Here is a 13,726-nt window from a genome sequence, read left to right as displayed (position 1 = left end):
TCGATGGTGTGCGAGGCGGTGGTGCCACGCAGAACCGGCCGGCGGTGGAACCGATCCGCCTGTCGCGCGAGCCGGCGGGCTGCGCTGTTTCAGTTTGGGACCTTGCAAATCGGCAGTGCATCCTGCGGGCAACACTCGATTTGAAATTGGTCCGAGGCCCGCTGTCGATCTGGACAAAGCCCCGATCGGAAATCACCCTGGCACTGTTTCGAGGTCGCGCCGTGTGCGGTCTCGCGGCGGGGATCGTTGGGGGAGCCATGAGACTGATCACGGGGATGCTCGCGGCCGTGCTGCTGGTCGCCGGCGTGGCGTCGAGCCAGGCGATGGTGCGAATCGCCGACGATCGTGGTGGCCGGATCGGAACCTACGTCGATAAGTACCAGTCGCTGCGAAGCTCCGGTGAGACGGTGATGATCGACGGCCTCTGCGCCTCTGCCTGCACAATCGTGCTCGGTGCGGTCCCGCACGATAAGATCTGTGTGACCTCGCGGGCCAATCTCGGTTTTCATGCCGCATGGGATCTCGGCTCGAACGGCCGGGCCATCACCAACGCCGAAGCCACCCAGATGCTGTACACGATGTATCCGGTCAGCATCCGCCGCTGGATCGCCAAGCGCGGCGGCCTGACCCGGCACATGATTTTCCTGCGCGGCAAGCAACTGCTGTCGATGTACCGCCCCTGTTACATGGACGCGCAAGCCCAAGCGGGGCGCTGACGCCGCGGATACGGCGGCCCGCCATCTCCGGATGACGTGATCGGTATGACGGCGGCACGGCTTGCCGGCTGTAGCCCGCCGCTCTATTGGGCAGCAGTGCGGTTCATCCGCACGTCGAACCGGCCTTGCGGAAATCTCGCCGCATCGGCCGCTCCGAGCTCTCGAGGACTCCGCCGATGCCTGCAGAAGCCAAATCCATCCGTCCGCTCGTCGTCGTCGCCGCCTTCGCCGGCAGCCTGATCGTCGGTCTTGTGGTGGTGCTGTGGCTGCTCGGCGGTCTGCAGAAGATTTCGGCACCGGCGACGATCGGAGGGCCGTTCCGGCTGACCGATCAGAACGGCCAGATCGTCACCGAGCAAAACATGAAGGGGAAGCCGACGCTGATCTTCTTCGGCTTCACCCGCTGCCCAGACGTCTGCCCAACGTCGCTGTTCGAATTGTCGCAGGTGCTGGCGGCGCTCGGCCCCGACGCCGATCGGGTCAACGCCTATTTCGTTTCGGTCGATCCCGAACGCGACACGCCAGCCTCGATGAAGGACTATCTGTCGAGCTTCGATCCGCATCTGAAGGGGCTGGTCGGAACGCCGGAGGCGACCGCGAAGATCGAGAAGGGCTATCGGGTCTACGCCAAGAAGGTTCCGCTCAAGGACGGCGATTACACGATGGATCACACCGCGCTGATCTATCTGATGGACAAGTTCGGCAATTTCGTCGCTCCCTTCAACATCAAGCGCAAGCCCGAGGACGCCGCGGCTGATCTGAAGCGCTATCTGTAGCATCAGTGTAGCGGCGCCGGCGCCGTTGCAGGGGCGCTTGCTCGGGCGCGGCCGAATGAGCGCGACGGGCGATGCCGTGTTGGGTCTTCTCCCAGCGATAAGGGCACCAGACGTAGTGCATCAGCGCCCGCCACGCCGCCAGCGACAGGCATAGCCAGTAAATCGGCGTCAGCGCCAGGGCGCCGGCATGGCGCCATTGTCGCCGCCGCGCCAGACCAAGCAGGCCGACCACTGCGGTCGAGGTCACGCCGGCTGCAATCGTCAACCAATGCAGCGCTGTCGGTCTGTCCGGCGCGAGCCAGGACGGTAGCAGCGCCGCCCAATCGGCCACCGCCAACAGAATTAATGCCAGGAGTAGCGGGTAAGCCAGTGCGGACAGGACGTTGCCGCCGACCACCAGGTTGAGGGCGACAAAGCCCCCCGGGCCGGTCTCGCGCCACAGCCGGAGTGGGCGACGCATGTGCACCTCCCAGGTCTGAATCCAACCCTTCATCCAGCGGGAGCGTTGGCGCAGCCAGTTGCCGAAGGCGAGCGGTGCCTCTTCGTAGGTGGTCGACCGGATGGTGACGCTGCGGTAGCCGAATCGGGCCAGCCGGAAGCCGAGGTCGGCGTCCTCGGTCACGTTGTGTGGATCCCAGGCGCCGAGCGCGCGCAGTACGTCGGTGCGAAAATGGTTCGACGTGCCGCCGAGCGGCAGCGGCAGCCCGAGCGCGGCAAGGCCCGGCAGGAACAGGTCGAACTGGCCGGCATATTCGGCCAGGAAGGTGCGCGACAGCCAGTTGTGCGTCAGATTGTCGATGCACAGGCTGGCCTGCACGCAGGCGGTTTCGGGACTCGCCGCGTCGAACGCAGCCAAGGCCGCCCGCAACTGGCCGGGGTCGGGCCGGTCTTCGGCGTCGAACACCGCGATGAAGCTGCCGCGGGCGAAGGCCAGAGCGTAGTTCAGCGCCTTCGGCTTGGTCTTCGGCGCGACCGCGGGCGCGATCAGGATTCGCAGATGCGGCCGATGTCTCAGCCGCGCCAGCGCGGCGCGGGTGGCGAGATCGTCGGGCTCGATCACCAGAATCAGGTCGAGCTTTTCCCGCGGGTAGTCGAGCGCGTCGAGTGCCTCGACCAGCGACCCGACCGAATCGGCCTCGCGATACAGCGCCGCCACCACCGTATAGACCGGCAACTCTCCGTCCGGTCGGCGTCGCGTTGGCGATGGGGGTGGATGTCGCCACAGGCTGGCGAGCAGCCGCAGTCCGGCGAAGCCGATGAACCACAGGGCGAGCACCGTGGTGGTGACCTCGCGGTCCGGGAAGAACGGCAACATCACCAGCGCGGCCACGCAGACGCCGCGCTGGAGACGCTGGCGCCACAGCGGGCCGGCGTGTCGCGTCGCTGCCGACAGGATCGGAAACCGATGGTGCAGGTCCGAGCTGGCCGCATCGGCGAGCGCCGGGGCAGCGTGGCGTGCAAGGAAGCCTTCCAGGGCGAAGGACGTGGTGAGCCGCAGCCGGGGCCGGATCGCCGGGAATTCATCCAGCAATAAGCACAGTCTGCGGCAAGCCAGCCGCTGCGGCGCGATTACCCAGGTCAGTTCGCCGTTCAGGTAGAGCGGAACGATCCCGGTTGCGGTCGCGGCGGTGATCTGCGCGTCGTTCAGCGGGCAGTCGGAGCGATCGACCTGATCGAAATGCTCGAAGCCGATCCGGAGCGCGCCACAAAGACGATGCAGATACGCCTGTTCGTCGATCAGCCCCTGGTGGATCAGCACACGGTCCGCGCCGACCTGAAGCTCCCGGCTGCGACGCGCGGCCGCATGCAGCAGTGCCGGCGCAAGCACGCCGCGCAGGCAGTCGAGTTCCGGGACGGTGTGCTTCTCGGGCCGCGGGGCCGCGACGGTGGAACGGTCGGGCGGACGCCGATTGTCATTGCCGACATCCACCGGCCAGAACGCGAGAAAGCCCGGACGTTCGGGCCATGAGGGCTCTGCCTCATCATCGCCGCGCCGCTCCGCCACCGTATCGTGCAATCCGGCGCGATCGGTCACCACCATGGCACGCCCCAACGCAAACGACACTCGCCTCCCGCCCCGGATGGTCTATAAGACCGCCGGTGCGGAACCCCTGACAATGCAACCACAGATTGTTTTTTTCGGCAATGCCCGACTCGCCGCATGGCGCGTGAGCGTCGTGGCGCTGGCTTGTGCCTTCGCGGCGGCACCGGTGCGCGCAGCCGAGACCAGTCCGGAGGCGAAAGCGGTCGCCGCAGCCACCGCCCATGCGGTGCCTGGATTCTGGGATCCGCGTCGCCGGCCGGAGCGGCCCGACCTGTCGCGCCTGACGATGATCCGGTTCCTGACCGAGGTCGACTATCCGCCGTTCAACTTCACCGGCGCCGACGGCAATCCGGCCGGCTTCAACGTCGATCTGGCGCGGGCGCTGTGCGAGGAGATCAAGGTCACCTGCACCATCCAGATGCGCAAGTTCGAGACGTTGCTCGACGCGCTGAGCAGTAACCGCGGCGATGCGATCATCGCGTCGTTGGCGGTGATGCCGCAAACTCGCGCCAAGCTCGACTTCACCGATCCGTACTACCGCACGCCTGCGCGGTTCGTCGCCCGCAAGGATGCGGTGATGGCCGAGATGCGGCCGGAATATCTCGAAGGCCGCAAGGTCGGCGCGATCGCAGGGTCGGCTCACGAGGCCTATTTGAAGGCGATGTTCACCGACGCCGAGCTGCACTCCTATCCGAATGCCGAGGCGTTGCGCGCGGCGCTGAAGCGCGGCGAAGTCGACTTCATCTTCGGCGATGCGATTTCGCTGGCGTTTTGGATCAACGGCACCGATTCGGAGAATTGCTGCGCGTTTTCCGGCGCCCCGTTCCTGGAGAGCCGTTATTTCGGCGAGGGTGTCGGCATCGCGGTGCGCAAGGGCAACGACACGTTGCGCCAGGCCCTGAATTGGGCGCTGTTCCGGATCTGGGACAAGGGCCAGTACACTGATCTTTGGCTGCGGTACTTCTCCGTCAGCCCGTTTTGAAAGACCCGCCTTCACTGGCGGCCGGAGACCTGAATGACCACGATCGACCTTCCGAACGCTTCCGAGCTGCGTACCCTCGCCGAACAATCCAACGCCTGGCCGTTCGAGCAGGCGCGCGCGCTGGTGAACCGGCTGAAAAAGCATCCGAAGGACGAGGTGCTGTTCGAGACCGGCTATGGTCCGTCCGGACTGCCGCACATCGGCACGTTCGGCGAAGTCGCGCGCACCACGATGGTGCGCCACGCCTTCCGCGTGCTGACCGACGACAAGATCAAGACCAAGCTGCTGGCGTTCTCCGACGACATGGACGGCCTGCGCAAGGTGCCGGACAACGTCCCGAACAAGGAACTGCTGGAGAAGAATCTCGGCAAGTCGCTGACCAGCGTGCCGGACCCGTTCGGCACTCACGATTCGTTCGGCGCACACAACAACGCCCGGCTGCGCGCCTTCCTCGACACCTTCGGCTTCGACTACGAGTTCGCCTCGGCGACCGATTACTACAAGTCCGGCCGGTTCGACGCGACGCTGTTGAAGGTGCTGGAACGGCTCGACAAGGTGATGGCGATCATGCTGCCGTCCTTACGCGAGGAGCGCGCCGCCAGCTACTCGCCGTTCCTGCCAATCTGCCCGCGCACCGGCGTGGTGCTGCAGGTGCCGATCATCGCGCACGACGTCAAGGCCGGCACGGTGTCCTACGACGATCCGGAAACCAACGAGCGCGTCACCGTTCCGGTCACCGGCGGGCATTGCAAGCTGCAATGGAAGCCGGACTGGGCGATGCGCTGGACCGCGCTCGGCGTCGACTACGAAATGGCCGGCAAGGACCTGATCGACTCGGTGAAGCTGTCCGGCAAGATCGCCCAGGCGATCGGCGGCACGCCGCCGGAAGGCTTCAATTACGAACTGTTCCTCGACGACAAGGGCCAGAAGATTTCCAAGTCGAAGGGCAACGGCCTGACGATCGAGGAGTGGCTGCGCTACGCCTCGCCGGAATCGTTGTCGCTGTTCATGTATCGCGAACCGAAGGCGGCGAAGCGTCTGTATTTCGACGTTATCCCGCGCAATGTCGATGATTATCAGCAGTTCCTCGACGGCTATGCGCGGCAGGATCTGAAGCAGCGCCTCGCCAACCCGGTCTGGCACATCCATTCCGGCCAGCCGCCGAAGGCCGACATGCCGGTCACCTTCCAGCTCCTGCTGACGCTGGTGTCGTCGTCCAACGCCGAGAACGCCGATACGCTGTGGGGGTTCATCGGCCGCTACCGGCCGGGCGTCACACCAGAGACGCACCCCAAGCTCGACGCGATGGTCGGCTACGCGATCAATTACTATCGCGATTTCGTGGCGCCGACCAAGGTGTTCCGCGATCCGACCGATGCCGAGCGTGCCGCGCTGCAGGATCTGCGTGATGCGCTGTCGCAACTGCCGGCGGATGCGACCGCCGAGGCGATCCAGGATGTGGTCTACGAGATCGGCCGCCGCGAGCCGTTCCTCGATCACAAGAAGGCCGCCAAGGACGGCAAGCCGGGCGTGTCGCTCGACTGGTTCAACATGTTGTACCAAGTGCTGCTCGGCCAGGAGAAGGGGCCGCGCTTCGGCTCGTTCGTCGCCGTCTACGGCGTCGGCAATGCGGTGGCGATGATTGACGGCGCGCTGGCGCGGAGCGCGTAACTTACGGCCGTCAATCGGATTATCTATTGCGTTATTAGCGCGCTATTCACGATACTTATCGTGAGTGGCGCGCTGATACCTGCTTTCGACGTGATCGGCCCTGATTGCGTCCCCGCCGCGTTGAAATGACGCGGCCCTTTCGCGCTGCACTCTTGATTTGAAACAAGGTTTGCTGCGTCGCGTCTTTCGCACAGTTCACGCAACGATAATCCCTTCGCCGGTCGCCGCTCGAACGGCCCCGTCAGTTCGCTCGTCAACTCCAAAGGGAAAGACAGTGCCGTTTCTCACATCGGGTCTCATGGAGGAAGACAATGTCTGCACTGGCTGGACTGCCCTACGACGCCAACATGCCGGCGATCGTGTGGTCGATGTATCTCGTTGCTGCTGCGCTGTATTGCGCGCCGATGCTGATCGCGTTCGCGCGTAATGTCGAATACAAATGGGGTCTTTACGCCGGCAATCTGCTGCTCGGCTGGACTGGGATCGGCTGGGCCTACGCGCTGTACTACGCAGTGTTCGCCGACAAGGAACAGGCGCCGCGATCCAGGCTCTCCCTGATTCGATGACCCGCCACGGTCGCCATCGTCGCTGATTGCGACCGGCAGCAGCCGCAAAGCGCCTCGGTGATTACTTCGCCGAGGCGTCGGCGGACAGCACCGGCTTCACCGTGTCGCCCTCGCGGAGCTGCGCTCCGGCGCTTTCAACTACGATGTCGCCTTCCTTCAGACCGTTGCGAATTTCGACGTTGCCGCCGTTCATCAGGCCGATGTCGACGCGCCGGGTTTCGACGACCTGCCGCCGCACCACCTGCACGATGGTGCCGACCGGATTATAGATCACTGCGGTGAGGGGCACCGAAATGCCGCAGCTCTCGCCGGTCTTGATCGTTGCGCGGCCGGAGGCGTTGGCGAGCAGGCGTTTGTCGGAGCCGAGGCCGATAAACACGTTGCCGAGCTGGGTCTTGGGCTCCACCGTCGCAGAGACGCGGCGTACCTTGCCTTGCATCTCGCTCTTGTCGCCCACCACTTTCACCGTCGCCGATTGTCCGATCGAAAGTTGCGGCATGTCGCGGGTCGGCACCTGGCCGACCAGGTCGAATTCGCCGCGCGTCACGATAGTGAACAGCGCTTCGGCCTTGGACGATGCGGGGGCGCCGATCACGGCGGTCGATGCCGATACCAGACCCGCAACCGGCGCCTGCACGGTCGCGCCGCCCTCGAGCTTCGCCAGCGCCCGGCCTTGCGTGACGGTCTCGCCGGGGTCGACCAGCACATCGATCACCTTGGTGCCGGGCCGGTCCGGGCGCACCGAGACTTCGTCGCGCGGGATCAGGAAGCCGGACACTTCGACGGTCGCCGGGAAGCAGGCTTTGGCGGCCACGAACACCGAGACGGCCTGGGCGGCAGGGGCGCTTTCCTCCGCATGAAGCGGTTGCACCAGCGCGCTTGCCGCAGCCAGCGTTGCCAGCATGACCCGCCGGTGATACGGCGCGCCATCGCGAGCGCGGGCGATCGGCCTCATCATGTTCGATCCTCGCCTGGATACGGGGGCGACGTTACCTGCCGTCGTCGCACTGATCTTGGTTTCGCCGCACCGTTGCATCGATCGTCACCGTCCGAACAATTGCTTGATGAATGCGTCGACGGCCGCGCCGCTGTCTTGACTGGAATGGCCTGTGGCGCCCGAGTCGGCGCCGCCGTTGCCGAACAGACCACTGCCGATCTCGCGCAGGCGCCGGTATGCTGCATCTGGATCGTCGAGCACGCCGGCGATGTCTGGGTAGATTCGCGGCGCGACCCACGGGCCCTCGATCCGGACCGGAATGCCGAAGCCGATCGGCTCCACGTCCGGCGCCGAGATACCGCGTTCCGGCGCGCTTTGGCCCTGGGTGGTCGCAACCAGTTTGGGTTCAACCTTGAACGCCAGCGTTTTGGCCGGCAGGTCGATCGTGCCGGTGCCGGTCATCCGCACCAAGGGCCCGGCCAGCTTCAAGTCCGAGGTCTCGGCCTTGCCCTGCGTAATTTTGAACGAGGCCGTGAATTCGCTCAGATCGGTGGCGTCTGTCGGAGCGATCTGCCAGCCGTTCTGAATGTGCGTGGTCAGATTGCGGATCATCCGGACGACGTCGAGGCCCCGGATCGCGCCGTCGCGGAGACCGACAGCCGCGCTGCCTTCGAGGCCGGCCGCGATGGCGCGGGCGCTGCCGCCGCTGCTGCGCAGCGCCAGCTTCGCCTGCATCTTGCCATCGATCCGATCGAAATCGGCCAAGCCGTCGAGCAGCGGCAAAGCGTGAACGCCGGCGATGTCGCATCGCAGATCGAACGCGGGCGTGGCGCCGGAGGCGTCGATCACCAGCGTGCCGCTGGCTTCTCCCCCATAGGCACCGAGGCGCGCCGCCTGCAGCGACAGCACTCCGCCGGCCAGCTTGGCGTCGGCGGAGGCCGGCGCGATCCGCGCCGGGCCGATATTTAGCTCCTTGGCCGACAGCCTGACGTCGGCATCGACATAATTGAGGCCGATAAGGTCGAGCGGCGTCTCGCTCCACGGCGCGCCGGGCGGCGCCGAGCGAGTGATGGCGACGAGATCGAGGCGTTGAAAGTCGAGATCGAGTTTGACCCGCGGCTTGCCGTTGAAATCGACTGAGGCCCAGCCGTTCAAGGGCGCATCGCCGAGTTTGCCGCTGATGCCGTTGATCGCCAGCGCGGTGCCGCGCAGCCTCGCTTCCGCCTTTGCGTTGAGGCGCGACGTCAGCAGCCCCGGCGCGTCGATCGACAGGTCGACCAGGACCGGCTGCCCGTTGTCCGTGGGCGGCGTTGCGGTCAGTTCGAACGACAGCGGCGACCGGCCGAGCGTCGCTGAACCGCTGGCGGTGATCGGACCGACCGCATCGTCGCGCTCGATATCGGCCTGGATGCCGGCGATCCGCTGCTCGACGCGATCGGCCGCGCTGGTCATTACCACGGCGCCGTCCTGGATCACGATGCGTTCGATCTCGGCGAGTTCGGCGCCGGGCGGCGTGCGCGCTGGCGCCGGCTCGGCAGCCGAGGGCTCGTTCCGCCGCCTCAACGGCAGATGAAGCTCCGGCTTGATCAAGGTCAGCTCGGTGATCCGCGGCGTTGCCGAGATCACGCTGGTGAGCGGCAGTTCGGCGCGGACGGTCGCGATCCTGATCCGGTGATCGGCATCGCGCTTGCCCGGCAATTCGGCGGTGACGTCGTGTAAGGTCAGCGCCACCGCCGGGAACAGCCGGACCGTGCCGGCTCCGGCGATCGTCACCCGGTAACCCGTGTCGCGTTCGATCCGGCTCTGCATCGCGGCCGTCAGCGCACCAGCCGGAATCCCGACCGCCATCAGCAGGATCGCCGCCGCGACGAGCAGGGCGAAGACGGCGCCTGCGATCCTGATCGGTTTCATCTCGACTCCTCACGCATCCGGCAGGTCGCCCGGTCCCGTGCTCACTTAATCGCGCCAGAACGACGACTTTTTGGCGGGCGGCGTGGGTTCGGTTCCGGCCGATGGCGCCGCCGGCGCTGCCTCGGCTGCATCCCGCGAACTGCCGCTGAGCAGCCGTTTGCCGACCGCCCAGAAGCCGCGGCCGACGTCGTCCATCATCATGAACACCGCCGGCACGAAGATCAGCGACAGCACCGTGGAGAAGATCAGACCGCCGATCACCGCCAGCGCCATCGGCGAACGGAATTCGCCGCCGGCGCCGAATGCCAGCGCGCTCGGCGTCATGCCGGCCACCATCGCGATCGTCGTCATCACGATCGGACGGGCGCGTTTCTGGCCGGCGTCGATGATCGCCGCGTCACGGCTCTTGCCCTCGCGCATCGCCTCCATGGCGAATTCGATCAGCATGATTGCGTTCTTGGTCACGATGCCCATCAGCATCAGGATGCCGATCCAAACCGGCGTAGTGAGCTGCTTGCCGGTCAGCAGCAGCGCGCCGATCGCGCCGCCGATCGACAGCGGCAGCGAGAACAGGATGGTGATCGGCTGCAGGAAGGTGCCGAACAGCAGCACCAGCACCGCATACACCATCATCAGGCCGCCGCTGATCGCGGTGGCGAAGCCGTCGGACAGTTCGGCGAGGTTTTCGGCATCGCCCGAGGGGCTGACCTTGACGCCCTTCGGCAGCGACTTCATCACCGGCAGCTCGTTGATCTGCTTGGTGGCGTCGCCGAGCGCGGAATTGCCGACGAGGTCGGCCGCGACGGTGGCCTGGCGCAGCCGGTCGTAGCGATTGATGCTGGTCGGGCCCTGATCGAATTTGACGTCGGCGACCACCGACAGCGGCACCGCGCCGCGGCCGCCATAGATCGGCACCTGAAGCTGTTCGAGCGTGGCGAGCTCGCCGCGCGCCGAGTCTTCGAGCTGCACCCGGATCGGCACCAGCCGGTCGCCGGCGTCGAATTTGGCGAGCGCCGGGCCGACGTCGCCGATGGTGGCGACCCGGATCGTCTCGGACAGGCTCTCGGTCGAAACGCCGAGCCGGGCGGCGAGATCGGCGCGCGGGCGAATCCGCAATTCGGGCCGGTCCAGCGCCGTTTCGGAAATGACATTGGAGATCAGCGGAATCCGCTTCATCTGCGACGCCAGTTCCTGGGCGACGTTGTCGACCACGGCGCTGTCGTCGCCGGTCACCACCAGCGAGATCGCGCGCAGCCCGTTCTCGTCGAGGAACCAGTAGCGGATGTCCGGCACCTGATCGAGCTGCTTGCTGATCTCGTGTTCGAGTTCGCGCTGGGTGATCGAACGATCGTGCTTCGGCGTGTAGTTGATGATCAGCGAAGCGCGTCGCACTTCCTGGATGCCGGGTGGCACCCGGCCGCCGTCGACGAACACGCTTCTCACTTCGGGACGCTCGCGTAGCAGCTTGACGATCGCCTCGGTGGTCTTCTCGGTCGTGCCGATCTGGGTGCCGGGCGGCAACTGCATCGCCAGCACCGAGCGCGCGGTGTCCTGCGCCGGCAGGAAGCCTTGCGGCAGCAGCACGATGCTCCAGATCGAGGCGGCGAAGATGCCTAGCCCGATCAGCACCGTGATGTAATAGTGATGCACCGACCAGGTGACGATGCGGGTGTAGGCCCGCAACACGCGGCCCGGCGGCTTCTCGACGTGCGGATGGTCTTTCAGGAAATACGCCGCCAGCACCGGCGTCACGAACCGGGCCGCCAGCAGCGAGAAGAACACCTGGACCGAGACGGTGATGCCGAACTGCTTGAAGAATTGGCCGGCGATGCCCGACATGAAGCTGGCGGGCGCGAAGATCGCGATGATGGTCAGCGAGATCGCGATCACCGCGAGGCCGATCTCGTCGGCGGCCTCGATCGCCGCCTGATACGGTGATTTGCCCATCCGCATGTGGCGGACGATGTTCTCGATCTCGACGATGGCGTCGTCGACCAGGATGCCGGTCGACAGCGTGATCGCCAGAAAGCTGACGAGGTTCAGCGAGAACCCCAGCATGTCCATCGCCCAGAACGCCGGGAAGATCGACAGCGGCAGCGAGATCGCCGCGATGACGGTGGCACGGAAGTCGCGCAGGAACAGGAACACCACGATGACGGCGAGGATCGCGCCCTCGAACAGCGTCGAGATCGCCGCATCGTAATTGCCCTTGGTGTAGTCGACCGAGGTGTCGATCAGCTTCAGCTCGACGTCGGGATATTGCGCCTTCAGCGCATCGATCCGCTTCTGCACCGCTTCGGCGACCACGACGTCGCTGGCGCCTTTCGAGCGCTTGATGCCGAGCGCCACCACCGGCTCGCCGTTGAAGCGCGCGAAGGTGTGGCGCGCCGCGATGGTGTCTGTCACGGTGCCGAGATCGTCGAGCCGCACCTCGCCGCCGGCGTTTAGGCTGATCATGGTGCCGGCGAGGTCGTTCAGCGTTCGGGCACCGGCCAGGGTCCGGATCGCCTGATCGTTGTTGCCGATCTCGGCGCGGCCACCCGCGAGGTCGACATTGGTGCCGCGCAGCCGCCGCGACACGTCGAGCGCGGTCAGTCCCACCGCTCTCAGCCGGTCGGGATCGAGCGACACCAGGATCTCGCGCTCGACGCCGCCGATGCGCTCGACCTGGGCGACGCCGCGCACGCCCTGCAACGCGCGCTTGACGACGTCGTCGACGAACCAGGACAGTTGTTCGGGCGTCTTGCCGGGCGAGATCGCCGCATAGGTGACGATCGGCAGGCCGATCACGTCGACGCGCTGGATCAGCGGCTCGTTGATGTTCTGCGGCAGGTTGGCGCGGACCCGCGTCACCGCGTCCTTGACGTCGTTGAGGGCGCGGTCGGTGTTGGTTTCCAGCGCGAACTGGATCGTCGTCACCGAGAGCCCGTCGGTGATCGAGGAGGCGATGTGCCGCACGCCTTCGACGCCTGAAACGCCATCCTCGATGGTCTTGGTGACCTGCGCTTCCAGCTCGGCCGGCGCGGTGCCGAATTGCGACACCGCGACCGAGATCACCGGAATGTCAGCGCTCGGCAGCCGCGTCACCGCCAGCTTGGTGAAGCTGATCCAGCCCAGCGCCAGCAGAATGATCGAGAACACGATCGATGGCAGCGGGTGCCGGATCGACCAGGAGGAAACGTTGAGGCCCATCAGCGCGCTTTCGATCGCTCGGAATCGTCGGTGAATATCGGCTTGATGCGGTCGCCGTCGTGCAGCGAGGTGCCGGCGTCGGCCACCACGGTTTCGCCTTCGCGCACGCCGTCGACAATCTCGATTGCGCTGTCAGAGGTCAGCCCGACCTTGACCGAGCGGGTTTCTACCACGTTGTCCTTCACCACCTGCACGGAGGAATGGTCGATCGCCGAGCGCGGGATCGAGACGCCGCAGCTTCGCCGCGCGTCGATGGTGACGCGGACGAACATCCCGACCTTGAGGGCGGGCGATGCGGCGAGTGCAATTCGCACCTGGCCGAACTGGGTCTTGCGGTCGATCTGCGGCGCGCCGAGCCGTACCGTGCCGGTAAGCTCGATGCCGTCGTCCCGGCTAATCCTGGCGATGGCCCCTGGTCCGACCTTGAGCGCATGAATGCTCGGCACTTCGGCTTCCACTTCGAGTTCGTTGCCGACCGCGATCCGCAGCATCGGTCCGGCTAGCGGCGAGGCCGGCGCTCCGGCGATGGTCCGCACCTCGGTAATCAAACCCGCGGCTGGCGCCTTCAGCGTCCTGTTGCCGCCGGCGCCCGTGACGCGCACCAGATCCTGATTGTCGGTGACGATGTCGCCCTCGCGCACCAGCACGTCGGTGACGCGGCCGTCGCCGTCGGCGATCACAACCGCTTCCTTGCGCGGCACCACGAAGCCGGTAACCCTGACCTTGTCGGAGAAGCAGGCGTTGGTGGCTTTGGCGACCACGACCTGTACGCCCGCAGTGGTCGCGGGTTGATCAGCGTGCGCCGGCAGCAGCATGGCGAAACCGCCCCAGCAGCCGGCGGCGATCGCGGCGCCAGCCGGCAACAGATACGAACGGGTCCACGCGTTGATCATCTGTGCACTCGGCGAACTTTCGAGATTGGTGGCGCCCC

10 protein-coding genes are annotated in these 13,726 nt (G+C 66.0%); 5 read left to right on the top strand and 5 right to left on the bottom strand.

What is annotated here, in order from left to right; translation table 11 throughout:
* Positions 1-257: 257 nt before the first annotated feature.
* Positions 258-716 carry a hypothetical protein gene (locus M9H71_RS05890; RefSeq protein WP_455404204.1) on the top strand — a complete coding sequence of 153 codons (459 nt, stop codon included), beginning with the start codon at positions 258-260 and terminating at the stop codon, positions 714-716.
* Positions 717-892: 176 nt separating this feature from the next.
* Entirely contained in the window at positions 893-1,492 is a 600-nt protein-coding gene (locus M9H71_RS05885) for an SCO family protein (RefSeq protein ID WP_455404135.1), read from the top strand.
* On the opposite strand, the gene M9H71_RS05880 is transcribed toward M9H71_RS05885, so the two are convergent.
* The gene (locus M9H71_RS05880; RefSeq protein WP_455404134.1) at positions 1,443-3,533 is read right to left on the bottom strand and encodes a glycosyltransferase family 2 protein; all 2,091 of its coding nucleotides are present in this window, start codon (positions 3,531-3,533) and stop codon (positions 1,443-1,445) included. The genes M9H71_RS05885 and M9H71_RS05880 overlap by 50 nt on opposite strands.
* 76 nt (positions 3,534-3,609) lie before the next feature.
* On the opposite strand from M9H71_RS05880, the gene M9H71_RS05875 reads away from it, so the two are divergent.
* From M9H71_RS05875 to M9H71_RS05865, 3 genes are all read left to right on the top strand, one after another.
* Positions 3,610-4,518, top strand: coding sequence for a transporter substrate-binding domain-containing protein (locus M9H71_RS05875; RefSeq protein WP_455404133.1), 909 nt, complete (start codon positions 3,610-3,612; stop codon positions 4,516-4,518).
* 33 nt (positions 4,519-4,551) lie between these two features.
* Positions 4,552-6,189: a lysine--tRNA ligase gene (locus M9H71_RS05870; RefSeq protein WP_455404132.1), complete on the top strand. Its 1,638-nt coding sequence runs from the start codon at positions 4,552-4,554 to the stop codon at positions 6,187-6,189.
* 311 nt (positions 6,190-6,500) lie between these two features.
* Positions 6,501-6,755 carry a superinfection immunity protein gene (locus M9H71_RS05865; protein ID WP_455404131.1) on the top strand — a complete coding sequence of 85 codons (255 nt, stop codon included), beginning with the start codon at positions 6,501-6,503 and terminating at the stop codon, positions 6,753-6,755.
* 61 nt (positions 6,756-6,816) lie between these two features.
* Here M9H71_RS05865 and M9H71_RS05860 read toward each other — a convergent pair whose 3' ends face one another.
* From M9H71_RS05860 to M9H71_RS05845, 4 genes are all read right to left on the bottom strand, one after another.
* Positions 6,817-7,713, bottom strand: coding sequence for an efflux RND transporter periplasmic adaptor subunit (locus M9H71_RS05860; protein ID WP_455404130.1), 897 nt, complete (start codon positions 7,711-7,713; stop codon positions 6,817-6,819).
* 84 nt (positions 7,714-7,797) lie between these two features.
* Complete coding sequence (locus M9H71_RS05855; protein WP_455404129.1) at positions 7,798-9,603, bottom strand: AsmA family protein; 1,806 nt, start codon at positions 9,601-9,603, stop codon at positions 7,798-7,800.
* A gap of 45 nt (positions 9,604-9,648) precedes the next feature.
* Positions 9,649-12,795, bottom strand: coding sequence for an efflux RND transporter permease subunit (locus M9H71_RS05850; protein WP_455404128.1), 3,147 nt, complete (start codon positions 12,793-12,795; stop codon positions 9,649-9,651).
* A complete protein-coding gene (locus M9H71_RS05845) occupies positions 12,795-13,688 on the bottom strand; it encodes an efflux RND transporter periplasmic adaptor subunit (RefSeq protein ID WP_455404127.1) in 894 nt (297 codons plus the stop codon). The genes M9H71_RS05850 and M9H71_RS05845 overlap by 1 nt, the downstream gene beginning before the upstream one ends.
* Positions 13,689-13,726 lie beyond the last annotated feature (38 nt).

This window comes from Rhodopseudomonas parapalustris (genome assembly GCF_053772255.1).
This window is presented reverse-complemented; position numbering and strand designations above follow the sequence as displayed.